Genomic DNA, 23174 nt, shown 5'->3' with positions numbered 1-23174 from the left:
GGGGCCGGGAGGGTCGTCGTGACCGCGACGATCCCCCGGCCCCACATCTCCACGTCCCGCCCTGGCGTCTCACGCCACGAGTGAAGGGGTTGCGCCATGGGCCAGTTCCTGCAGTTCGTCTTCCTGGGCCTGTCGACCGGCGCGGTCTACGCGGTCATGGCCTCATCTCTCGTCGGTGTCTACGCGGCCACCGGCATCATCAACTTCGCCCAGGGGGTGCTGGGACTCTGGGCCGTCTACACGGTCGCGGCCCTGCGCACCGACGGTCATCTCATCCTGCCCATCGGTTCCCTGCCGATCTTCGGTGACGACGGCGCACCCATGGTGGCGGCCATCGTGATCGGTGTCCTCTCCTCGGTCGTGTGGGCGCTGCTCGCGCATGTGCTCATCTTCCGCCCGCTACGGCATGCGCCGGTGCTCGCGCAGGTGGTGGCGTCCGTCGGTCTCATGCTCTTCCTGGCCGCGCTCGTCCAGTTGCGCTTCGACACCGAAAGCCTTCTGGCCGAGCCGATCCTGCCGGATTCGACGCTGACTCTCGCCGGTGCCGTGATCAACGTGTCGGACCTGATCCTCGCGGGTGTCGCGATCGGAGTGGCGGCCATGCTGTGGGCCTACTTCCGCCTGACGACGCTGGGTGTGGCGACCCGCGCCGGCTCCGAGGACGAACTGGCCGCGCGCCTGTCCGGGTACTCGCCCGACCGGCTGGCCGCGATCGTCTGGGCACTCACGGGCGCGGCCACCGGTCTGATCGTGATCCTCGGCGGCTTCACCATCGGCCTCAATGTCACCACGTACACGTTCTTCGTCATCCCGGCTCTCGCCGTCGCGCTCGTCGGGCGCCTGTCGTCATTCGGTATCGCCTGTGCCGCAGGACTTCTCCTCGGTTCTTTTCAGGCCGTCATCACGTGGCTGACCACCAAGGACTGGTGGCCGGAGTGGGCGCAGAACGGACTCGGCGACGCCCTGCCCTTCGTGGTCGTGGTGGTCGCACTGTTCCTGCTCGGCGGGCGCATCCCGTCGCGCGGTTCGCTCGGTGAGGTCAAGATGCCGGAAGTGCGCATCCCACGTATCCGGCCCTTGCCGACGGTGCTGATGATCGCCGCGGTCGTCGCCGCGATCCTGTTGACCTCGGGGAGTTGGCGTTTCGGCGTCGTCACGTCGATCATCCTGTCGCTCATCGCGTTGTCGCTGGTCTTGCTCACCGGCTACCTGGGGCAGATCTCCCTGGCGAGTATGGCTTTCGCCGGGACCGCGGGCTTCGCGTTGTCGAAGCTCACGGTCAACTGGGGTGTGCCGTTCCCGTTCAGCATCCTGCTCGCGGCACTCATCGCGACGGCGTTCGGCATCCTCGTCGGCATCCCGGCGCTCCGGATTCGCGGCGCTCAACTCGCGGTCGTGACTCTTGCTGCCGCACTGGCCATTCAGAGCTTCGTGTTCAACAATCCGTCGATCACCGCCTTCGAGGGCAATCTCATCGAGGACCCGTCGCTGTTCGGCCTCGACCTCGGAATCCGGGACGGCACGAACCTGGTCACCATCGAGTTCTCGCTCATGGTGCTCACCGTCGTCGCCCTCGCGACCCTGGTGGTGATGCGGTTCATGGCCGGGTCGACGGGCCGTGCCTTCCTCGCCGTCCGATCCAACGAACGAGCGGCCGCGTCCGTCGGAATCAATGTCGCCGCAACCAAACTGCTGGGCTTCGCACTGTCGGCCTTCCTGGCCGGCGTGGGCGGCTGTCTCATCGGGTACAGCCGCGGCCAGCTGTCCGCCGGTTCGTTCACGGTGATGATCGGTCTCACGGTTCTCGCGATGACCTACGTCAACGGGATCACCTCGGTGTGGGGCGCCTTCCTCGCCGGCGTCATCGGGCCGCTCGGCGTCGGCTACGTATTCCTCAACGAGACACTGGAACTCGGCGAGTACTACGAGTTGATCGCGGCCGGTCTGCTGTTGCTGATGGCCGTCCTGAATCCGGTCGGTGTGTCCGGCGCGATCGCGCATGCCGTCGAACAGATCCGGCAGCGGAGAACCGCTCCCGTGGAGAGAGAGGTCGCCCATGCCTGACACCGGGATCGCGGAGCCGTTGCTCCGGACGCGCGGATTGTCGGTGCGCTACGGCGGCGTCACCGCCAACGACACCATCGACATCGATGTCGCGGCAGGCGAGATCGTCGGTCTCATCGGCCCCAACGGCGCGGGCAAGACGACCTTCGTCGACGCCGTCACCGGCTTCACGAAGGCCACCGGTGATGTCTTCCTCGGTGATGTCTCGTTGTCGTCGGCAAGCCCGCACCGACGTCGCAACGCCGGCATGGCACGAACCTGGCAGGCGGGTGAGCTGTTCGCGGATCTGACTGTCGCGCAGAATCTTGCGGTAGCGGTGCAGCCCGTGGGCCTCCGCGCTCTGGTGCGGGACGTGATCAGCGGATCGCCACCGCCGCGGACGACGATCGACGATGCGTTGGCGATCGTGGGACTCGACGGTGTCGCCGACCGCAAGCCCGGTGAGCTGACCCTCGGGCAGCAGAAACTCGTGGGCGTTGCCCGCGCCCTCGTCGGCGGGACCAGGCTCGTCCTCCTCGACGAACCGGCGGCCGGACTGGACACCCACGAGAGCGTCGAATTCGGCGCCGAACTCCGGCGCATCGCAGCGTCCGGGGTCGGTGTCCTGCTCATCGATCACGACATGTCGCTGGTGCTCGACGTCTGCGATCGCCTGTACGTGCTCGATTTCGGGAAGGTGATCGCGGCGGGCACCCCGTCGGAGATCCGGGACGATCCGGCGGTGGTCGCCGCCTATCTGGGCAGCCCGGAGGTGGAGGCCCGGTGACAGGAGGTCAGGCAGTGATGGGAGATCAGCACGTGGATACCGCGGTCCTGGCCTGGAAGGGCGTCAGCGTCGGATACGGGGGCGTGCCCGCGGTCCGCGACTTCTCCGCGTCCGTGGCGCCCGGCGAGATCCTCGCGCTGCTCGGACCCAACGGCGCGGGGAAGACCACGACGCTGCTCGCCGCCGTGGGCGCGCTGCCGTTGATGAGCGGTTCCGTGTCGGCTCTCGGAAGTCCGATCGATTCGCGCATCGAACGCAACGCCCGTCGTGGCGTGACGCTGGTGCCCGATACGCGGGGGCTCTTCCATCGACTGTCCGTCGCCGACAATCTGCGGCTGGCCCGCCGCACGGGCGGCAATTCGCTGGAGATGGTCTACGAGTACTTCCCGAAGCTGACGACCATGCGGTCCCGGCGCTGCGGCAACCTCTCCGGAGGAGAGCAGCAGATGCTCGCGCTGGCGAAAGCCCTGCTCACCAAGCCGTCGGTGCTGTTGATCGACGAGATGAGCCTCGGGTTGTCGCCGATCGCCGTGCAGGATCTGCTCCCGCGTCTGCGTGGGATCGCCGACCGTGAGCGGATGGCCGTCGTGCTGGTCGAACAGCACATCGATCTGGCGCTCGGGATCGCGGACTCGGCGATCGTCCTGCATCACGGAAGGGTTGCGCTGGAGGGCTCCGCTGCGGAACTCCGGGCCGGGCGCGATACGGTCGAGGCGGCATACTTCGGACGGCTAAAGGAGTGAGGGCGTGGCGGAGACCGAGCGGAGGCACGTCGCGCGGTCCCGCAGCACACGGAACCGCCCGAGTGATGCCCAGTTGCTCGATGCCGCACGTTCGGTGATCGTCGAGACCGGTGCCGACGCGGCCACCATGGATCAGATCGCCGAGCGCGGCGGTACCTCCCGAGTGACTCTCTACGCTCATTTCGGCAAGCGGGACGCCCTGGTGGACACCGTCATCGACCGGGAACTCGATGCGTTCACCGACTACATGCTCGCCGCCTACGACCGCAGCGAGAACATGCCGTTCGGGGCCCGCGCCCGCTATGCGGTCGAGTCGATGTTCGAGTACGCCAGGGCCAACCCGGAGGGCTTCCGCCTGCTTCTCGGGCATCGGCAGGGAGCCGAGCAGCCGGGCCGGCAGATGCACGCCGTCCTCGAGCCCCGCGTGGCCGAGCGGCTGCGGCAGAACTACGCGAGCCGCGGTGCGACGATCGGCGCGAGCGCCGACACCCTGGCCGCAACCCTGCTGGGCATCAGCAGGCATGTCGCCTATCAGGCACTGATCGTCGACAACGCCGACGTCGACATCGCCTGCGAACTCGCGGTCACCGCGACCCTGGCGGTCCTGCGGGCGGTCACGCCCGAACAATTGGGTGCCCTGGACGATTCGTTGGCACGAAGTACTTGACTTCAAGTTAGCTTGAACTTGGAGGATCGGTCGGCATGACACCACGTTCACGACTGATCGCCGGCATCGTCGCCCTGGGCAGTCTGATGGTGATGTTCGACGTCACCGTCACCGCCATCGCATTGCCGAGCCTGTCCACCGCCTTCGAGGCCGGGTTGCCGACCGTCCAATGGGTGACCACCGCCTATACACTGACCCTCGTCGCGGTGATGCCCATTTCGGCATGGTGCATCACGAGACTCGGTGACAAGCGCGCCTACCTGCTGGCTCTCGTCGTCTTCGTAACAGGCTCCGGGCTGGCCGCTGCGGCATGGAACATCGAGAGCCTCATAGCGTTTCGCGCCCTGCAGGGGATGGGTGGCGGTTTGCTCGCGCCGATCGGCATGACGATCGTGATGCGATCTGTCGACGAAGAACATCGGGGCCGGGTGATGGCGATCTTCGGTCTGCCGCTCTTCGTCGGTCCGGTGCTCGGACCCACGCTGGGCGGGGTCATCGTCGACTCGATCGGATGGCGGGCGCTGTTCGCCATCAACCTGCCGATCGGGGCGGCGGCAATCCTGTTGGCACTGAGGTACTTTCCGTCCAGTACGGCGACGGCGCGGGCCCCGCTCGACGTTCGGGGTCTGTTGGCACTGTCTCCCGGCGCCGCTCTGCTCGTCTTCGCGATGACGAGGATCGCCGACGCCGGCCGTCCGACCGGCCTCGCGATCGCTGCCGGGATCGCGGCGGTCGCGCTGATCGTCTACTTCGTGCGCCGCTCGTTGGCGACTCCGGCGCCGCTGCTGAATCTCCGGCTGGTGAGTCGCAGGCCGATGTGGTCGGCGCTGATGGTCCTGGCGCCGTTCACCGCAGCGTATTTCGGTTCCATGCTCGTGCTGCCGGTCTATGTGCAGCAGGTTCGGGGCGGGTCGGCGACGCTCGCCGGTACGCTGACCATCGGTCAGGCATTACTCAGTGCGATCGCCCTGCAGGTGGGTACCCGCCTGGCCGACCGGATTCCGATCCGTCCGATCGTGCTGACCGGGATCTCCTCGGCCCTCATCGGATACGCCGGACTGGCCTGGTGTGTGGCGGTCGGTGCGGACTACCGGATCGTGGCCGCGGTCTGCCTGTTCATCGGTCTGGGCGCGGGCGCCACGATGATGCCGCTGATCGCGACCTCGACGAAACGCCTGCCCGATGCCGAGGTGCCGTCGGGAACCACTGTGCTGAACACGAATTCGCAGCTGTGGTCGGCCATCGGTGCGGCGACCGTGGTCACCGTGATGACGCTGGCGAAGGTCGACGGCGTCACCACCGGCCACTCCGTCGCGATCGGCTACCTGTTGCCGAGTGGACTCGCGGCGCTCGCCCTGGTGCTGGCAGCGTCCACACTGCCACGGACATCTCCGGTGGCGTCGGTGGCAAACATCAAGCCTCGCCGGTCTTCTCGGTTGGCAATGAGCCGACCGGGCAGTCCGCAACCCCGACGGTATCCCGGGTGAACGACTCCACCTGCTTGCGCGCGAGTTCGGCGTCGGTGACCCACAGGCGGTAGAAGTCGAAGGGGCACTCGGCCACACCCTTGTCGCCGTCACCCGCGGCATGCACACCCGTGTAACCCCGGTGCAGGAGTTTGAACAGATGATTCTGCGACTGGTCGTTCCTCCGGGCGTCGCGGATCGCCGACACCGACAACTGCGCGTACTGGATGCCGTACTCCTCCTCACCCGTCTCACCCAGGGTGCGGCCGTCGAAGCCGATGATCGCGGAATGGCCGAAATACGAATAGACACCGTCGAATCCGGCCGCGTTGGCCACTGCGACGTACACGTTGTTGGCCCAGGCCATCGCCTTGGCCATGAGCACCTGCTGATCCTTCGAGGAGATGTCACCATGACGCATGAGCGGAGATCCCTTGCCAGAGAGGAATGACTGCCTCTCATGACACCGCCCGCCCGCTACGGAGCCGCTACCTAGAGATTGCGGTTCTGTATCCGCGCGGATCGCCCGTGTTCCAGCACGATGTCGACGGCCCGTGCCGCGCTCTGACAGGCGCCCTCCATCGTGGTGGTCCAGTCGGTGCGAGTCCAGTCCCCGGCGAGCGCCAGGCCGCGTACCGCGGTGCGCTGATCCGGACGGATGCCCGCCGTGCCGGGTCGTTGCGCGAAAGTGGATTTCGGCATCCGGACCACGTGACTGTGGATGACGCGGACGTCCGCGGCAGCCGGGTAATAGCGGCGCAGCATCGCCATCTGGATGTCGGTGATTTCCGCGTTGGACTTGCCGATGAGGTCATACGCCGCGGAGACCGTCGTCGAATAGAAGTGATGCCGGGACGGATCGCGGTCGTGCATGCGCTGGCGATCCCATACCTGTTCGAGCACACCCTCACCGCCGTACAGGATCTCGCCCCAGTCGGTCATCCCGATCGGGCCGTCGAGATAGAGGTTGACGCTGACGATGGGCACCGGCGTGAGATTGTCGACGGCCGCGTAGATCCCCTCATGTCCCGGTACCTGATCGAGCAGACCCCGGATGCTCCACACCGGGACGGCGCACACCACGGCGTCGGCCGGCACCCGCTCACCGTCGGCCAGGGTCACACCCGTCACCGCCCCGTCGTCGACGTCGACCGACCGGACAACCGCCCGATGCCGTACATCCACACCCTGATTCGCGAACACCTTCTCCGCGCCGTCGATGAAGAGTGTGTCCAGATCGACCGCGGGGTAGCCGATGGAGACCGGGGTCCGGGTGGCCAGAGCCCGCCGGATTCCGGTGACCAGCAGATCGGCGGGCACCTTGGCCGAGGAGATGTCGGGTTTGTCGCCGGTCAGGCCGATGACGATGCCGTCCCACAGTGCGGCCCGCGCCGACTCCGGCATACCGATCCGCCGGAACCATTCGTCGGCGGTGACCTCGTCCAGCCACGCGGGTTGTCGCAGGGCGTGCCGGATCAGGGTGGTCTGTGCCCGTGCGGTGCGCAGCCGGTCCGGACCGGTCACGCCGGGCAGGTCGCCGAGCGCTGCCCGAAGCCCTGCGAGACCGCCGAAGCCGCTGCGGCGGCTGTCACCGCCCGGCATCCGGATCGTCATCTGTCCCGGGAAGCGCACATGCTCGCGGGTGCCCACACTGTCGAGGTAGCGCATCAGATGCTGGTAGCCGCTCGCGAAGACGTGCTGACCGTTGTCGGGCACGTCGTCAACGGCGGTCTGCGGCATCGCGATTGTGCGGCCGCCGAGCGAACCGCGTCGTTCGAGCAGCGCCACCTGCTGTCCGGCCTCGGACAGCCACACCGCGGATGCCAACCCGGCGAGACCACCTCCCACCACGACACAGCGCATGGACGTCACCGTGCCGCCACGTGTTCGGGAGCGGCGTCCACCAGATCGTGGGTGAGGCCGTATTTCGTTCGCATACGCGCCATTTCGGCATCGCGGTGGCGATAGGCGCGCTCGGTGAGCCGCTCACGCCCGCCGAAGACCAGCCGACGCAGCGGCTGTATCACCGACAGCGCGGGGCCGATCCGTTCGAGCACATACTTGTCCGGTCCGTCGGCGATGCCGAGCGCGTCGGCGTCGTCGTCGCCGATGAAGACCCGCTGTAGACCGCTCATCACTCTCCCAGCCACCAGTCGGCGCACGGCGAGCGGACCGGAAAGTGCTTCCGTCAGTTCGGGAATCAGGTAATCGTCGGTGAGGGCGACGACGAAATCACGGTCATCGGGGCCGGGCCCCGGCGATGTCAGCCGATAGAGCTGTTCGATCCGGATGTGGTCGGCTTCGCTTCGCGGATTCAGCGCCTCGTCCATTCCGATGACGTGTCCGACGTAGCGCCAGAGGTGATAGATGTCGTCGAGTTCGTCGGGGGAGAAGCGCACACCGAGTCGCCCCATCGCCTCGATGGCGATGTGTCCGAACTCGGCCATCGTGAATGCCATGTACGGCTGCGGAATCGGCACTCCCCAGGCGTCCTCGTCCCAGGAGCCGCTGTGCCACAGCATCTTCCGCACATGAGCATGGATCAGCCGTACCCGCACCGTGTAGGCGAATCCGCCGCCGTCCCTGCGCATCCCGCCGGGGGTGAGAACCTGGCTCAGCCATTCGCCGACCTCGACCGAACGAATCGCCGGTTGCGACACGTACCGTCCCGTGACGGCCAGCGGCTTGCCCGCGATGGTGTTGCCCGCCCCGCGTACCAGGGAGGCCGCGCCCAGCACGATGCCGAGCGCGGCGGTATGCCGGACCAGGGCGTCGGCCGCACGATCGAGGCGGGCGTGATCGAGCCAGTCCGGTTCGGCGTCGAGAAAGGAGAAGAGTTCACACAGCGAGTCGGGGGCATCGGGAACCGCATCGATGCCGCCGGCGAGTGCGTCGCGCACCGCTGCCGTTGCCGAGGAGCCGGTGAACACGTCGTCCACCACGGCATCGGCCAGGGGATCCGCGGCCCACATCTGGTCCAGCCATTCATCACCGACGGTGCCGAACCGTTCGCGCGCGAGATCGGCATTGACCAGGTCACGGGGAGACTGACGAACCATACAACCATGGAAACACGAAGGATTCTCACCTACTATTCACTTTTTATGAGCCCCGCGCGTGGAACTAAACCCAAAGGTCACGGAGTTCGTCGAGCGCCGAGTCAGCAGCGTGGGCGAGAGATGCGAGAACACTTGCTCATGTCTGCGGTCGCTCTTCTCGCGCGACGATCGGGTGTGCCGACGACGTCGCAGCTCGCGGAACAGGCGCACGTCAGTATCGGCACGGTCTACCGGTACTTCGCGGATATCGACGCGATCGTCGAAGAACTGCGCCTGCGGGCCGTTCACGACATCACCGCGGCGCTGGCGGGCGGCATCGGCCGCGCGATGGATCGGGACGAGCCGATGGACGCGATGGTGATCGTCGTGGAGACGTTGACGGAGGCCTTCGAGAAGCATGCCGCCGTGTTGCGCGCCGCGTCGAGTGCTCAGTCCGTGGAACTGGGGGATGCCTGGGCCGAGGTCGAGGGGCCGCTGCTGCCGCTGGCGCGCATCCTGCCGACCCGGCTACGGCCGGATCTCGACGACTCGGCCATCGACGATTTGGTCTTCATGACGATGGGCGCGACCGCCAGCCTGTGTCTGCGGATCGCTCTGCTGCGTCCACCACGGGCCGATCGGTCGCGCCTCATCGACACTGCCGCCCGAATGTTGTTGGCGGCCTTCGGAGATCCGGTCAGCTCTTGACGACGATGCCCGTGTGATCGGTGTCGTCGACCTTGTCGGCGTTGCAGGTCGTCCACACGGCGAACTCCTCGCCCTTGGCCTTCTCGTAGGTGACCTCGCCGGACTTGCCCTTCTTGATCTCGACGTCGGACTTCGCCAGCGGCTTGCCCAGGAACGGCAGCGTCTCGGCGAACTTGGTGGCGGCCTCGTCGAAGTCATCCTCACCCGGGGTCAGGCGGTTCAGGATGTTGCCGAGGTCGGCGATGGTCTGCACCACGGGTGCCTTGTCGCCGGCGTAGGTGCGGACGGTGCACTCGAGGTCTTCGCCGCGGTTGTTCTTGATCTTCACCACGAGATCGCCGTCGACGACAGATCCCTTCGGTGCGAGCGTCTTGCCGGACTGCCAGGCCGAGGCCTCGCCCGCGCCCATCAGCACTGCGCCCGCGCTCGCCGCTGCGACCACGATTCCGGCCGCGATCTGCTTCGTCTTCCGCATACTTCTCGCTCCTCGATGTTGCCGTTGCCCCGCCGGTTGTTTGGCGGGCTAACGACCACTCAATCGGGCATTGCGGGCAATCGCAAGTTGTGGAGCGGGGGCTGCACGGACGTCGGAGTGCCCTTCGTGCAGGTCAGGTGGCCTCGATGTGGTTATGTGTCGCGTTCCGCGGAACGCGGGCTTGTCGGTCAGGGAAACTCGAGGGGCAGATCGGCCGGGGGGCCGGCCTTCCGGCCGCAATCGACCAGGGCGCTGCGATCACCGAACTCGTGGATGAGCGTCATGCGCGAGCCGGCGGCCAGGGTGTCGCGGAACTCGACGGGTCGTCCGCTGAGGCATCCCATGCGCCGGGTACGCAGCACGGCGTCGCCGGGGGAGATCCGCAGGTGGGTGGCGAGGTCGTCGGACGCCGTGACCGCCCAGGTGCGCTCGGTGCCGCCCTCCAACTCCACGCCGCACACGTCGCGGAGCCGCTCGTAGATACCCGAGCGGGTCAGATCTTCGTCGACCAATGGTCCCGCGACCCCGGCGTCGATCCACACCCGGTCGACGGCGAACGGGACGTCGTCGACCATGCGGACGCGCATGACATGGAACAGGCGGGTATCGAGGGGCAGCCCGAGAAGCTCTGCGATATCCGGGAATTCGCCGATCGTCTGACTCAGCACATCGGAGAACTGCTCGGCGCCGGTCGCGCGGATGGCCTCATGCAGGCTGTAGAGGGGGCCGAAGGACTCGCTGCCCGCGGTGTCGACGACGTGCGGTCGCCGCCCGCGGCCGGCCGTCACCAACCCGCGTTCGCGGAGCGGGCGCAACGCCTGGCGGATCGTGCCGCGGCTGACGTCGAACTCCGCGCACAATGCCAGCTCACCGGGGAAGCCGTCGGCGTAGTCGCCGTCACGCAGACGGCGTTCGAGTTCGGTGGAGATCACCCTCCATCGAGGCGTCACGCTGCACTCCTTGCTGAATGTATATACATTTCGTACCGTAGTCCGCATGAAGGCATCCGCCAAGCGGCCACTCGTCATCGCGGGTGTTGTCGCCGTCGTTCTCGTCCTCATCGGTGTCATCGCCGTGACCACCCGCGACTCCGGGGGAGACGCCGACAAGCCCGGCGCCGGTGCGATTCCGGCCGGAGCCCAGGCCGAGGACAAGTACGGCGTAGCGCGTCGCGACGCGAAAGACGTTACCGCGCTGGGCCGGGCGAGTGCGCCTCTCGTCATGGTGGAGTACTCGGACTATCGCTGCCCGTTCTGCGGGGTCTTCGCCCGGAATACGCTCCCGAAGCTGATCAGCGACTACGTCCAGTCCGGCAAGCTCCGCTACGAGCGACGTGACCTGCCGGTGTTCGGACCGGAATCGCTGCTGGGCGCCATGGCGGCCCGAGCGGCGGGCGAGCAGGGCAAGTTCTGGGAGTATCACGAAGCGGTCTACGCGGACGCTCCCGAACGCGGGCACCTGAAGATCGACCGTGAGCGGGTGCTGGGCTGGGCGAAGAAGGTCGGGGTGCCCGATCTCGATCGATTCACCAAGGACCTCGACAATCCGGAACTGCGGGCTGCCGTCGACACCGACGCGCGCGAAGCGGGTTCCCTTGGTGCACAGGGCACACCGGCATTCCTGATCGGTTCGACGCCGCTCTTCGGTGCGCAGCCGATCGAGGCCTTCCGTGACGCCATCGACAAGGAACTCGCGAAGCTCAGCGGCGAAGGCTGACATGGACATCGGTTATGCGGGAGCGTTTCTCGGTGGAATCCTCACTCTCCTGAGTCCGTGTTCGGTGATGCTGCTGCCCGCGTTCTTCGCATACGCGTTCACCAATCCGCGTGCCCTCATCGGCCGCACCGCCGTCTTCTACGCCGGCCTGGCCGCCACGCTCATCCCGCTCGGCGTGTTCGCCGGCGCCTTCGGTTCGTTGCTCACCACCAACCGTCATCTGCTGATCGTCGGTGCGGCGGTCGTCGTGATCGTGTTGGGCCTGTGGCAGATATCGGGGCTGCCCATCCCCGGACTGAGCCGCACCGACGATCCCGGTACCGACCGTGCCTCTGTCGCATCGGTTTTCGCGCTCGGTGCGGTGTATGCCGTCGCCGGTGCATGTTCCGGTCCGATCCTCGGTTCGGTGCTGATGGTGGCCGCCGTCGGAGGGCAGGCCGCCTACGGTGCGGTGGTCCTCGCGCTGTACGCGCTGGGAATGGTGGTGCCCCTGTTCGTCCTTGCGATGGTGTGGCAGCGGTTCGGCACCCGCATCCGTGCGATCGTCCGGCCGAGGGAGATCTCGATCGGGCCGTGGCGCAATACCGTCACGATGGTGATCGCCGGTCTGCTCTCCATCGGTATCGGTGTTCTCCTGCTCCTGAGTGACGGCACGGCATCACTGGGCGGCATCGTCTCCATCGGTACGCAGTACGAAGCGGAGTCGAAGCTGGTGACCTGGTCGAGCGGCGTATCCGACCTGTGGTTCGTGTTGGCGGCCCTCGTCGTTCTCGCCGCACTCGGTGGCTGGTGGTGGATGCGGCGCCGAACTCCGGAATCCGATGATGCTGTGCGAGAGGTGGTCTGACGTGGCACGCTTCGACAATCTGATGCCCGCCCGCGACTTCTGGCGATCGCCTGCCGACTGGCCCGCCCGCCGATGGCTCGTCGCGGTGGGTGTCGCCGCGCTGACCGTCGTCGTGACCGCGGTACCGACGGCGATGATCCCCACCCCGTTCTTCGGTCGCGAGATCCCCACCACCGCATGGGCGTGGCCGGTCCTCATCGTGACGTCGATCCTCGCCGGGCTGGTTGCCGCCACCTACGTGGCCCGCCGCGACAATCAGACCGAGGATCGTCGCGCGTCCCGATTCGGGATGGCGGGCGCCGTCGTCACCTTCTTCGCCGTCGGCTGCCCGGTCTGCAACAAACTCGTGCTTGTGGTTCTCGGGTACACCGGCGCGATGCAGTACTTCGCCCCGGTGCAACCGCTCCTCGCCGTCACGGCGATCGTCCTGCTCGCCTGGGCGCTCGCCGTGCGGCTCAGCCGCGAAAAGGCATGTGTCGCAGGCTGAGGTGAGGGGTCGCCGGAGGACGGTCAGATAGTCGGTGTGACCGCGATCTTTCCGCACTCGCGCGAGTTGCGGAGCATGTCGACGGCCTCGTCGAGGTGGTCGAGATCGAACCGATGAGTGACCATTGCGGACAGATCACGTCGGCTCAGCAGGTCGATGGCATCGTCGAAGCGTTCCGGGTATTCCATGGATCCGCGGATGGTCAGCTCCTTCATCAGCACCTGGAGAAAGCTGACCGGGGCCGGTTCGAAATGCAGTGCGACCACCGATATCGTGGCGCCTTTGCCGCATCGGTCGATGATGTCGGTGAGTACCGAGTTGACTCCGGTCGCCTCGATGAACCCGGTGGTGGCAGCGACGTGGGTACCGAACATCGCGGGTGCCGAGCCGTGTGCGCGCTCGAGTTCGCTCCACACGTCGTCGGTGGTCGGGTCGATGGTGGCGCTCGCACCGAGCGCGCGGGCCAGGTCGCGCCGGGTCTTCGACGGATCGATGCCGACGATGCCCCCTACGCCGCGGTCGGCCAGTGTGGCGATGGCCGCCAAACCGATCGGCCCGCAGCCGAATACGGCCACCTGATCATCCGGAGCCACGTCGCACTGCTCGACCGCGTGCATCCCGACCGCGAGGGGTTCGGCGAGGAAGGCGATGTTCAGCGGCAGATCGTCCGGGATGTGACGTAACTGGACCTGCGCATCGGTCACCTGGAGCACATCCGCGAGACCCCCGCCGGGGGCGCCGTTGCCGATTCGGCCGGTCCGATCGTCGCCGGGGTAGATCACCACGCGGTCGCCCGGGGCGAAGCCGGTCACCTCACCGCCCACGGAGCGGATCGTCCCGGACACCTCATGTCCGAGATCCATGGGGCCCGTTGTCATACCGTTGCCGCCGAATGAAAGGTACGTGAGGTCGCTGCCACAGATCCCGCAGGCGGCGACGTCGACAAGAGCGCCACGCGCAGGTACTTCGGTGGAGGCGATGTCGTCGACCCGGAGATCGGCGGGGCCGTGAATCCGCGCACGGCGTGTCGTCGCGTCGTCCGTCATAGTGTTTGTCTCCCGCCGTCGAGGTGTACGACCGATCCTGTGGTGTAGGCCGATCCGCTGGAGCCGAGGAACGCGATCGCATTCGCGATCTCCTCCGGGGTGCCCATGCGGCGCAACGGAATCAGAGATATCTCATTCTCCACCATCTCCGGGAACGCGGTCATGGGCGCGGTCATGGGTGTGTCGATGAGGCCCGGGGCCACCGCGTTGACCCGTATGCCGTCGCGGGCCCACTTCGCTGCCAGATTCTGGGTCATCGCCACCGTCCCCGCCTTCGCCGACGCGTACCCCGGTACCAGGGGCACCGCACGGAAGGCCGAATGCGATGCCAGATTCACCACGCTGGCGCCGCCCGTCATCGTGGACGCCGCAAGTGCGGCATGCAGTGCGACCGTTAGCCGATACGGTGCCAGCAGGTTGAGTTGCACCGACGCCGCGAACCCCTCGGCGGTGGACTCGTCCAGTCCGCCGGGGAAGTTGGCGCCCGCACAGTTGACGAGGATGTCGAGCGCATCGAAGGAGGCTGCCAGGTCGTCGATTCCCGAAGGTTCATCGGCGGTCATCCGGCGGTAGTGGAGACCGGTGAGGTCGACGTCGTAGTCGGTTGCCGCCGTTCTGGTTCCGGTCACGGTCACCGACGCGCCGGCAGCGCTCAGGAGGCGGGCCGTCGCATGGCCGATGCCGCTGGTTCCGCCGGTCACCAGTGCGGTGGCGCCGTCGAAATCGAAACGGACGCTGTTGGTTGCGGTCACGACAGCTCCTCGATGCGCGTTGTCAGCCATGCCGATTCCCAGAAGTTGGTGCTCGATTCGGCCAGGCGCTGGTGGGCGGACCGGCTGACATCGCGGGCTTCGGTGTGGTCGGGTTCGACGGCCAGCACGATCTCGGCGAGATGTACGGCCCGTGGCGGATCACCGTCCTCCAACGCCGCCCGTGCCCGGTCGGCGAGAGCATGCGCGCCAACGAGATCCACGAGGTCTGCCGCGGCGTCGCTGTGATGGAAGGGGTACAACTCGGTGGTCGTCCGATGGTGGAACCAGCCCGCGTACATCTCCCAGACGGCGCGCACGTTCCAGGCGACCTTACCGTAGCCCTCGCCCAGATCGAGGTGATCGGGCAGCGTGATCTCACGCATGAGTTGCTGAACTGTCTTGCCCGCGTTCATACCTCGCAGGGTCTCGTCGTGAATGTATGCCACGCCGTCACGAAGCCGGTCGAGTTCACGAGCGATGACATCGGCCCCGTAGATGGGCTCGAAGTGACCGGTCACCAGGGTCTCCGGGGTGAGCGCGCGGATACGCTCGATGGTCGCGATCACCTCCAGCGGATCGCGGTAGCGGTCTCCTCGCATGGTGACCAGGTTGGGGACATGGCCGAAGAGTGCGCCGAAAGCATTGCCGCACAGGCACACACTCTCCTCCGGCAGCCACACCACCAGGCCATCGGTAGTTTCTCCGCCCGGCGCCGCGATCAACTCCAGGGTGCGTTCCCCGACGGTCAGCGACAGTGTGTCGTCGACGACGATGTCGGCTCCCGGCGTGCTCTGCTCCCAGCGTGAGCTGCCGAGGCGCTGCCGGAGGTGTGCGATGCCGTCGTTCACCTTGTCGGCCCAGGCGAATGCGGAGTTCGAGGCGCGGAAGGCGCCGAGACGTTCGTTGTCGGTGTTCCACTGCTCCCACTGCGCCTGGCGCACGATCTGCGTCGTGTCGTCGGTGAGCGCCCACGTACCGCCCACGTGATCGAAATGTCCTTGCGTCAGAATGAGATACCGGATCGGCGAATCGTCGACGGCGTCGAACAGCTGTCGTCGCACCGGCCCTTCGAAGCCCATGCCCGCGTTGATCACCACGCGCCCCTCGGAGGTGGTGAGCAGGTAGGAATTCGAGAGTCCCTGCGCCTCCCACACGTCCGGAGCCACCTCGACGGCCGCGTCCTGGCAGGTTGCCGTGATCGCGTCGGCGCCCGGACGGTTCCGCCAGATCCCTCTGTTCCCGACGTCGTAGCGATCCGTACTCATGCGCCGGCCTCCGGAATGTCCTCGACGCGAACGTCGAACCTGTCGAAGTAGAAGCCGAAACGTTCCCGGAGAGCGGAGGGGGAGACACCGAAATCATCGGCGAGCCGGTACTGCATGCGTCCGTGTTTGCCGCGCGGGTTGTCGGATAGGTAGCCGGTCAGGGCGTCGACGGTGGCCTGCGGCATCTCGATACCTCCGCGTCGGTAAAGATCGGTGACGATCTCGATCTCGCGATTGTTCAGTTCGTGGAAGCCGATATCCACGCTGCGCTCGGCAGGCACGAGATCACGGTCGTTCACGCAGGTTCGGAGCATCTGCTCGATGCGATCGGACCAGTAGGCGGCGAGGCCTTCGGGATCGATGGACGTCCGGCGCATCCGGTCGCCGTAGGCGAGCATCGTGATCGCCGACTGCAGCACGGCGGCCGGGTCGCGATGGGTGAATGCGACGACGGCGTCGGGAAAGGTACGCATCAGGGGGCCGAGATGTTCGCTGTGCTGCGGGGTCTTCAGCACCCAGGCGGCCGGGCCGCGCAGGAAGGTCAAGGCCTTGAGGACCTTCTCCAGGTAGCGGTAGTGCTGATCGTGGTCGAGCGTGAGGTAGTAGTCACGCCATTTCGGCACTCGCGCATGCCATTCCAGTGTGTAGCCGGCGAAGTCCAGGTCGAGGAGTTCGCACTCCTCCTCGATGGCTTCGGGGAACCGGTCGTGCATGGCCGCGGTCAGCGGTGCGGTGTCGGCGACGATCTGGTGTTCTGCCCGGGCTCGCAGGTAGCGCGGGTCCAGTCCGTCGGGGCCCGGACCTTCGCCGGGAATCGGGATCGGCTCCTGGCTCTCCCAGTACGGCAGGCACCGTCGCGCCGGGTCGGCGGCGATGAGGTTCACCAGGTGGGTGGTCCCGGTACGCGGGAGGCCGACCACCACGATCGGCGGCGCGAGTTGGATGTCCTCGATTTCCGGGTGCAGACGCAGCAGTTCGTTGAGTCGCAGCCGGTTGCTCAGCAGCCGGGTGACCCGATTGCGCAACGTCAGGCGGTTCAGCTGAGTCAGGTCGGTGTCGGCGTCGATGGCTTCCAGGTGCCGATCGAGGCGTTCCCGGAGACCGTCGTCGGCCGCGAGGTCGTCGAGGCCGGTGATCCGGCGCGCCTTGTCGAGGATCCGGTCGGCGTCGAGTTCGACCGTCCGCGATTCCGTGTGGTCGAGGACCTGGCGCTGAAAATCGGTGAGGACGGGGTCCCGTAGGTCGTCGATGGCCAGTGTGTCCGTCATGGGTGCCTTTCGACTATTCGAACGGGGTTGTTGAAAATTCGGAAGCACTGTAGGTATGTCTGCATGAGTCGTCAAGAGCCGGGGGATGTAGAGGCGACCGCGCATACGCGGCAGGCAGCGCAAGGCGCGTCACCGCCGACGGCGCGGGTCATCGGGATGATGGAACTGCTGAGCCGGGATCCGCGTGCCGCGTTCACTCTCAGTGAGGCGTGCCGGGATCTGTCGATCACCCGCGCCACGGGGCACGCGATTCTGCGAACCCTCGTGGCCTATGGGTGGGCGCAACGGCGGGACACCCGCTACTCACTCGGTGATCGTTTCGCGTCGATGCTGGTCGCCGGTGCGACGCCGGTCCATCGCTACCGGCCGGTGATGCGCCGGTTGGCCGACGAGATCGGTATGCCGTTGTGCCTGGCGGCTCTTCACGAGAACTCTCTCGCGATCGTCGAGACCGTCGAACCCGTCGGCACTACTGCCACCGTCGCCGGAATGCGACTGCCCTTTGTCGCCCCGTTCGGACGGGAGTACGTCGCCTGGGCGGACGACGAGACTCGCGAGCACTGGTTGTCGGCACTGCCGAGCGGCACCGACGCTCTGCGTCACCGGATGGATGAGGTTCTCGAGACGGTGCGCGAGCGCGGCTATGTCGTCGAACGCTTGAGTCGCCCTCTGGTTCAGGTGTATGCGGCACTGCGGGCTATGGGCGCGGCCCCCGGCGGCGACGAGATCTCCGCCGGGGTCGTCAAGGCTTATGCGGAACTGGTGACGGTCGATGTCACGGCGCACGAAATGGATTCGGCCACAGAGATTCCCGTGTCCACCATCTCGGTTCCGGTGCCACCGGACGAGCCCGGCGGCGCACCCATGTCGCTGATCATTCAGCCGTTCATCAAGTTGAGCCCCAGCCGGATCGATGCCATCGGACGGCAACTGGCGCAAGCGGTCTCGGCCTGAAGTGGAGATCCTGTTATGTGGGTGATGCTGGCTCAATCGGCTGAGTGGATGACGAGATACTCAGTCCGTCCAGGAAAGCTGCTGCCGCAGGCGAACTCGTGCGATTCCAGATCACGTATTCAATACGGTCCGGTGCGTCGGCGACCTCGATCGTAGTCACGCCGGTGAGCTGAGAGACGTATGCGGACGGCAACATGCCGACGGCCAGACCCTGCCGGATCAGGCGGGCCATGATGAAGTCGACAGTAGTGACCTCGAACGCCACGTCTCGAGTCAACCCGGCTGCGGAGAACGCTTGGTCGGACTGCTCACGGCCGGCGGTCTTCTCGGGCAGGTCTACGAAGACCTCGGACGAGAGTCGGTCAAGGGTTGTCACCTCCTCGTTCGCCAACGGATGATCGGGCGCAACGACCGCAACCAACTTGTCGCGGGCGAGTTCTCGCACATTGACGCCGTCGGGGCGTGCGCCGACCGGCAACCCGAGAAACGCGACCTCGATCGTCCCGTCCTTCACCTGCTCGATCAGGCTTTCACTGGCGCCAACACGCAGGACGATCCGGACGTCCGGGTGTTCGATTCGGTATTCGCGTAGCACTGCGGGGATATCGATTGCCGCGAGTGTAGGGATAAGCCCCACAGCAAGTCGTCCACGAATCACTCCGATGGCGGCGGCGACGTCGACAGTCGCGCGTTCGGCGGCAGCGAGGCATTCGCGGGCCGCCGGCAAGAACGCAGCGCCTGCAGCGGTGAGCCTTACGCGTCGGCTCGTCCGCTCGAACAGTCGTGCACCGATCTCACGCTCGAGGCGTGCGACCTGATGACTGAGCGCGGATTGCACCACCAGGCACTGTTCGGCTGCTCTGGTGAAGCTGTTCGTCTCCGCGACCGCGACAACGTAACGCATTTGCTGTAGTTCCACGTATCTATCGTGCATCAGCATAGAAGCTGTGACAAACATGTATTGGACTCATAGATCATGCGCGGCGACGATGGACATATGAATCCTCCGATCTTGGACCTTGACATGTGGTTCGATCCCCGCTGCCCATGGGCATGGATCACATCGAGATGGCTACTTGAGGTAGAGCGCATTCGTCCCGTGCGAACAAGCTTCCACGTGATGAGTCTCTCAGTGCTCAATGAAGGGCGTGAAGTACCCGATAAATACAAGCGCGGAATGATTGAAGGCTGGGGGCCGGTTCGGGTGTGCATCGCAGCCGAACAGTCTCACGGAAATGAAACCTTGCGTCCGCTCTTCACTGAGATGGGAAAGCTGATCCATGAGGAAGAGGCTGGCCTGGGCCAAGAAATGATGTCAGCCGCGCTTCACCGGGCCGGATTGCCGGCGAGTCTTATTGATGCGGCAGACGATCCCGGTTACGACGCTCCATTGCGCGCGAGTCACCATGCCGGGATGGACCCAGTGGGTGCCGAAGTAGGTACTCCTGTTCTTCATGTACCGACGGGTGACGGGCCCCCGCTTGCATTCTTCGGCCCGGTCGTCACTCCAATTCCACGCGGCGAGGCGGCGGGCCGTCTATGGGATGGCGTACTCGCCGTGGTTGGTACCGATGGATTCTTCGAACTCAAACGAAATCGTGACCGCGAGGCAGTCTTCGACTGAATCTCGCTGCCCCTGGACAGTAAGGAATGTGATGCTCACTCAACGTAGTCAAGAACGGTCGAATATCAAGCCCTGGCTTGGAGTGGCCGCGATTACCGCAAGCCTTTTCATCTTCGTCACGACCGAACTCATGCCGATAGGGCTACTGACGCCTGTGAGTGCGAGTCTGAGTGTGTCGGTGGGGGTTGTCGGCGTGATGGTCACGTTATACGGCCTGTCCGCCGGTATTGGTGTTCCCTTCTTGGTGGCCTGGAGCAGGAAAGTCAATAGGCACACGCTCCTATGTGTTCTCCTAGCGATTCTGGCCATCGGAAATCTCGTCACCGCGATCGCACCGAACTTCCCGGTCATGCTGGTCACTCGATTGATCATGGGTTTCGCACACGGCATGTTCTGGGCGATCGGAGTCAGTATGGCCATGCGCCTAGTTCCTGAGCGGCAGGCGAGCAAGGCCGCGGCCGTCGTGCTGTCCGGCATGTCGATCGCCACTGTCGTGGGTATGCCGTTGGGCACCTACCTCGAAAGCATCAGCTCATGGCACGTGACTTTTCTCATCTGGGCCGCGTTGAGTGCTGCGGTCTTCGTCGCCGTATTCGCACTGGTACCGTCGCTGCCGTCGGAGAATACGGTCTCGGTGCGAGAAGTCATCCTATTGCCACTGACGAATGTACGGCTACGGGTCGTGATCTTCACGGTCACTCTGTACGTGCTCGGACACTTCGCCGCATATACCTTCATTCGTCCGTTCATGGAGGATCGGGCATCTATATCAGCCGCAATGATCACCACATTACTGATCGTATTCGGTGTTGGGGGAGCCATTGGAAACTTCGTTGCCGGAAATACTGTTGAGAAGCATCTGAAGGCAACCTTTGTGCTCGCGTGTACTGGACTCGTGATCTCGATGATGCTGCTTCTTGCTATCGGAAGTAACGTCGTGGGATTGACCGTTTCGCTGGCTCTGTGGGGGTTCTCCTTCGGCGCCGCAAATCTGTGCCAGGTCAATATGATGCTTGGTGCTGCTCCAGATACATTTGAGGCGGCAATGTCACTGAACACCATGGCATATAATATCTCGATCGCTCTCGGAGCACTTATAGGTGGACTGTTCGTCAACAATCTGGGGATCTCGAGTGTCGTCTGGCTCGCGGCAGGACTGACAGCGGCGGCGCTGCTGGTCGCGTTGAATACTCGTCGCAAGTCGGACGTTGGCAAACCGGCGGCCGACAGCGCACTGGTCACCAGCGAGTGAACGCTTGATCTGCAGAGGAGATTCCAGTGCGAATAATTGATTTCGACCATTTGGTCATCAGGGTCAGCGATGTGGAACGGTCACTGAAATTCTATTCCGAGGTTCTAGGACTCGAAGGTGAAAGAGTCGATGAATGGCGCGCCGGTAAGGTCTCTTTCCCCTCGGTGCGAATCAATGAGAGTACGATTATTGACCTCTTCGAGGGAGACCGAGGAGAAGTGAATATCGACCATTTCTGCCTCGTGGTATCTCCGGAGGACTGGCGAGAAGTGACAGAATCGCTGCCTGGGCACGTGACCGATCGCCCCGCACGTCGGTTCGGTGCGCGAGGTTCAGCAGAGTCGGTGTACATCAATGATCCGGATGGGAACGTCATCGAACTGCGGAGCTACGGGTCCGATGGCGAAGGATAAAGGGACGACGGTCGCTGATGAGCCGACGGAAGTTGACAGGATGACGCCGCCTCATCTGGAGGGCGATCTGCTGACGGACAAGGCTGTGCTCACTCGTGCTGCCGTCGATTTTGGGCACGTTGTCCACCGCTTGCCGGCGGCCGTGCTGCGGCCACATTCGATCCAGGACATCGCCTCCGTTGTGAGATGGATGGGGGACGAGGGGAAACACCTGGCCGCCCAGGGCGAACGTCACTCGGTATACGGCCGATCGCAGGTCGATGACGGCGTGGTCATCGACATGTCCTGCCATAACACCATCCACGACGTTGCCCCCGGACGAATCGTGGTGGACGCCGGGGCGAAGTGGAGCGACGTTCTTGATGCGACCATCCCCACGGGGCAGGCGCCACCTGTTCTGACGGAGTACCTCGAACTGTCCGTCGGCGGGACGATCTCGATCGGAGGGGTCGGCGGAACCAGTTGGAGCTCGGGAGTGCAGAGCGACACAGTGCTCGAACTCGAACTCGTCACCGGCACTGGCGATATCGTCACGTGCTCAGCCGACCGTGAGCCTCGTCTTTTCGACGCTGTGCGGGCAGGTCTTGGGCAGATCGGGATCATCACGCGTGCAACCATCAAGCTCGAGCCCGCACCGGTAGCGGTGCGACGCTATCAGCAGTCCTACCCTGACCTCCCATCCATGCTCGCTGACCAGCAGACCCTTGTGGCCGAAGGTCGCTGGGACTACGTGCAGGGGTCAGTGGTTGCCGATGCGCAGGGACAATGGACGTACATGATCGACGGCTCGACGTCACTGATGGACGAGGCGGAGATTGACGAGGAGCGCATGCTTCGAGGGCTGTCGGGCCAACGGGTCAGCGCCGTCACAGTGGGTTTCCGTGAGTACGCGAACCGATTCGCACCTTTTGAAGAACGACTGCGCTCGAACGAGGAGTGGACTTACCCGCACCCGTGGCTGTTCACCTTCGTCGGAGCGAGCGCAGCGTCGTCAGTGTTATCCGCAGAGTTGGAGATCCTGACGCCGGACGATCTAGGCGCCAACGGTCGTGTTCTGCTTGCGCCGCTCGTCAGGTCCGCCGTACAGAGTCCGCTCTTCCGGATGCCGGAGGACGACTTGGCCTATGCTTTCAACCTGATGCGCTTCCCTGCGGATGATTGCGCGGAGACCGCGGCCGCGATGGTCCGGGGCAATCGGGAAATATATGAACGAATTCGAGACGCGGGTGGGACTCTCAATCCAGTCAGCGCGTTTCCGATGTCCGCCGATGACTGGTGTAGACACTTCGGTCCCGAGTGGCAAAGGTTTGTCGAAGCCAGGGAAATGTACGATCCGCGTGGGGTGATGACCCCGGGGTACGAGATCTTCTGACCAAAGAAGCATGGCACCGCAAATTGCCGCTGATGCAGAGCATCAGCGGCAATTCTTGTATGGACAGATAGCGTCAATTTAAAACAAAGCGCACAAGTCGGAGAGTTAACTTGTCGGAAACTCTTGGGTAGCGACCAATATCTTGGAATAGGTTGGCTTGTGATTACGTTTGCGTCGAGGTTCGCAATTTGGACATAACAATAGCGTAGTTCGTTTGGCCTCGTCCGATAGGACAATGTGCTAGTTGTCAG

General features: G+C 65.0%; 24 protein-coding genes. 14 read left to right on the top strand and 10 right to left on the bottom strand.

Annotation, left to right across the window (positions count from 1 at the left end):
• Positions 1 to 96 precede the first annotated feature (96 nt).
• Genes AC4JJG_RS15465 through AC4JJG_RS15445 form a run of 5 tightly spaced genes read left to right on the top strand, consistent with a single transcriptional unit; the run spans position 97 to position 5727 of the window.
• Positions 97 to 2064 carry an ABC transporter permease gene (locus AC4JJG_RS15465; RefSeq protein ID WP_495398559.1) on the top strand — a complete coding sequence of 656 codons (1968 nt, stop codon included), beginning with the start codon at positions 97 to 99 and terminating at the stop codon, positions 2062 to 2064.
• Positions 2057 to 2830 (top strand): ABC transporter ATP-binding protein, encoded by a 774-nt coding sequence (locus AC4JJG_RS15460; protein WP_495398560.1) that lies wholly within the window; start codon positions 2057 to 2059, stop codon positions 2828 to 2830. The genes AC4JJG_RS15465 and AC4JJG_RS15460 overlap by 8 nt, the downstream gene beginning before the upstream one ends.
• Positions 2831 to 2847: 17 nt before the next feature.
• Complete coding sequence (locus AC4JJG_RS15455) at positions 2848 to 3573, top strand: ABC transporter ATP-binding protein (protein WP_495398561.1); 726 nt, start codon at positions 2848 to 2850, stop codon at positions 3571 to 3573.
• A gap of 4 nt (positions 3574 to 3577) precedes the next feature.
• Positions 3578 to 4240, top strand: a complete 663-nt coding sequence (locus AC4JJG_RS15450; protein WP_495398562.1) for a TetR/AcrR family transcriptional regulator — start codon at positions 3578 to 3580, stop codon at positions 4238 to 4240.
• Between the two features lie 35 nt (positions 4241 to 4275).
• Positions 4276 to 5727, top strand: a complete 1452-nt coding sequence (locus tag AC4JJG_RS15445; protein WP_495398563.1) for a DHA2 family efflux MFS transporter permease subunit — start codon at positions 4276 to 4278, stop codon at positions 5725 to 5727.
• Here the strand turns inward: AC4JJG_RS15445 and AC4JJG_RS15440 are convergent.
• From AC4JJG_RS15440 to AC4JJG_RS15430, 3 genes are all read right to left on the bottom strand, one after another.
• On the bottom strand, positions 5654 to 6127 hold the full coding sequence (locus AC4JJG_RS15440; RefSeq protein WP_495398564.1) for a nitrilase-related carbon-nitrogen hydrolase: 474 nt from the start codon (positions 6125 to 6127) through the stop codon (positions 5654 to 5656). The genes AC4JJG_RS15445 and AC4JJG_RS15440 overlap by 74 nt on opposite strands.
• A 71-nt stretch (positions 6128 to 6198) precedes the next feature.
• Positions 6199 to 7569 carry a hydroxysqualene dehydroxylase gene (locus tag AC4JJG_RS15435; RefSeq protein ID WP_495398565.1) on the bottom strand — a complete coding sequence of 457 codons (1371 nt, stop codon included), beginning with the start codon at positions 7567 to 7569 and terminating at the stop codon, positions 6199 to 6201.
• Positions 7570 to 7574: 5 nt separating this feature from the next.
• On the bottom strand, positions 7575 to 8765 hold the full coding sequence (locus AC4JJG_RS15430) for an oxygenase MpaB family protein (RefSeq protein WP_495398566.1): 1191 nt from the start codon (positions 8763 to 8765) through the stop codon (positions 7575 to 7577).
• Between the two features lie 120 nt (positions 8766 to 8885).
• On the opposite strand from AC4JJG_RS15430, the gene AC4JJG_RS15425 reads away from it, so the two are divergent.
• The gene (locus AC4JJG_RS15425) at positions 8886 to 9452 is read left to right on the top strand and encodes a TetR/AcrR family transcriptional regulator (RefSeq protein ID WP_495398567.1); all 567 of its coding nucleotides are present in this window, start codon (positions 8886 to 8888) and stop codon (positions 9450 to 9452) included.
• On the opposite strand, the gene AC4JJG_RS15420 is transcribed toward AC4JJG_RS15425, so the two are convergent.
• Positions 9442 to 9927 carry a hypothetical protein gene (locus AC4JJG_RS15420; protein ID WP_495398568.1) on the bottom strand — a complete coding sequence of 162 codons (486 nt, stop codon included), beginning with the start codon at positions 9925 to 9927 and terminating at the stop codon, positions 9442 to 9444. The two genes, AC4JJG_RS15425 and AC4JJG_RS15420, sit on opposite strands and share 11 nt — an antisense overlap.
• Before the next feature lie 188 nt (positions 9928 to 10115).
• On the bottom strand, positions 10116 to 10877 hold the full coding sequence (locus tag AC4JJG_RS15415) for a GntR family transcriptional regulator (protein WP_495398569.1): 762 nt from the start codon (positions 10875 to 10877) through the stop codon (positions 10116 to 10118).
• Between the two features lie 46 nt (positions 10878 to 10923).
• Here AC4JJG_RS15415 and AC4JJG_RS15410 point away from each other — a divergent pair, with 46 nt between their 5' ends.
• From AC4JJG_RS15410 to AC4JJG_RS15400, 3 genes are read left to right on the top strand one after another with little or no spacing between them, the layout of a single operon-like run.
• Positions 10924 to 11643, top strand: coding sequence for a DsbA family protein (locus AC4JJG_RS15410; RefSeq protein WP_495398570.1), 720 nt, complete (start codon positions 10924 to 10926; stop codon positions 11641 to 11643).
• A 1-nt stretch (position 11644) separates the two neighbouring features.
• Complete coding sequence (locus AC4JJG_RS15405) at positions 11645 to 12490, top strand: cytochrome c biogenesis CcdA family protein (protein WP_495398571.1); 846 nt, start codon at positions 11645 to 11647, stop codon at positions 12488 to 12490.
• Position 12491: 1 nt separating this feature from the next.
• Entirely contained in the window at positions 12492 to 12977 is a 486-nt protein-coding gene (locus AC4JJG_RS15400) for a hypothetical protein (RefSeq protein ID WP_495398572.1), read from the top strand.
• 23 nt (positions 12978 to 13000) lie between these two features.
• Here the strand turns inward: AC4JJG_RS15400 and AC4JJG_RS15395 are convergent, their stop codons facing one another.
• From AC4JJG_RS15395 to AC4JJG_RS15380, 4 genes are read right to left on the bottom strand one after another with little or no spacing between them, the layout of a single operon-like run.
• Entirely contained in the window at positions 13001 to 14023 is a 1023-nt protein-coding gene (locus AC4JJG_RS15395) for a zinc-dependent alcohol dehydrogenase (RefSeq protein ID WP_495398573.1), read from the bottom strand.
• Complete coding sequence (locus tag AC4JJG_RS15390; RefSeq protein ID WP_495398574.1) at positions 14020 to 14775, bottom strand: SDR family NAD(P)-dependent oxidoreductase; 756 nt, start codon at positions 14773 to 14775, stop codon at positions 14020 to 14022. The genes AC4JJG_RS15395 and AC4JJG_RS15390 overlap by 4 nt, the downstream gene beginning before the upstream one ends.
• Positions 14772 to 16040 carry an alkyl sulfatase dimerization domain-containing protein gene (locus AC4JJG_RS15385; RefSeq protein WP_495398575.1) on the bottom strand — a complete coding sequence of 423 codons (1269 nt, stop codon included), beginning with the start codon at positions 16038 to 16040 and terminating at the stop codon, positions 14772 to 14774. The genes AC4JJG_RS15390 and AC4JJG_RS15385 overlap by 4 nt, the downstream gene beginning before the upstream one ends.
• Positions 16037 to 17308 carry a sulfotransferase family protein gene (locus AC4JJG_RS15380; RefSeq protein ID WP_495398576.1) on the bottom strand — a complete coding sequence of 424 codons (1272 nt, stop codon included), beginning with the start codon at positions 17306 to 17308 and terminating at the stop codon, positions 16037 to 16039. Before AC4JJG_RS15380 ends, AC4JJG_RS15385 begins: the two co-directional genes overlap by 4 nt.
• Before the next feature lie 63 nt (positions 17309 to 17371).
• On the opposite strand from AC4JJG_RS15380, the gene AC4JJG_RS15375 reads away from it, so the two are divergent.
• Positions 17372 to 18262: an IclR family transcriptional regulator domain-containing protein gene (locus AC4JJG_RS15375; RefSeq protein WP_495398577.1), complete on the top strand. Its 891-nt coding sequence runs from the start codon at positions 17372 to 17374 to the stop codon at positions 18260 to 18262.
• Between the two features lie 13 nt (positions 18263 to 18275).
• On the opposite strand, the gene AC4JJG_RS15370 is transcribed toward AC4JJG_RS15375, so the two are convergent.
• Positions 18276 to 19220: a LysR family transcriptional regulator gene (locus AC4JJG_RS15370; RefSeq protein ID WP_495398578.1), complete on the bottom strand. Its 945-nt coding sequence runs from the start codon at positions 19218 to 19220 to the stop codon at positions 18276 to 18278.
• Between the two features lie 39 nt (positions 19221 to 19259).
• On the opposite strand from AC4JJG_RS15370, the gene AC4JJG_RS15365 reads away from it, so the two are divergent.
• Genes AC4JJG_RS15365 through AC4JJG_RS15350 form a run of 4 tightly spaced genes read left to right on the top strand, consistent with a single transcriptional unit; the run spans position 19260 to position 22923 of the window.
• A complete protein-coding gene (locus AC4JJG_RS15365) occupies positions 19260 to 19886 on the top strand; it encodes a mycothiol-dependent nitroreductase Rv2466c family protein (RefSeq protein ID WP_495398579.1) in 627 nt (208 codons plus the stop codon).
• A gap of 31 nt (positions 19887 to 19917) precedes the next feature.
• Positions 19918 to 21138: an MFS transporter gene (locus tag AC4JJG_RS15360; RefSeq protein ID WP_495398580.1), complete on the top strand. Its 1221-nt coding sequence runs from the start codon at positions 19918 to 19920 to the stop codon at positions 21136 to 21138.
• Between the two features lie 26 nt (positions 21139 to 21164).
• Positions 21165 to 21551, top strand: a complete 387-nt coding sequence (locus tag AC4JJG_RS15355; RefSeq protein WP_495398581.1) for a VOC family protein — start codon at positions 21165 to 21167, stop codon at positions 21549 to 21551.
• A complete protein-coding gene (locus tag AC4JJG_RS15350) occupies positions 21538 to 22923 on the top strand; it encodes an FAD-binding protein (RefSeq protein ID WP_495398582.1) in 1386 nt (461 codons plus the stop codon). The genes AC4JJG_RS15355 and AC4JJG_RS15350 overlap by 14 nt, the downstream gene beginning before the upstream one ends.
• Positions 22924 to 23174 lie beyond the last annotated feature (251 nt).

The organism is Gordonia sp. B8661-1, from assembly GCF_059427765.1.
Note: the sequence above shows the minus strand (reverse complement) of the source record. Positions and strands in the feature narration are given on the sequence as shown.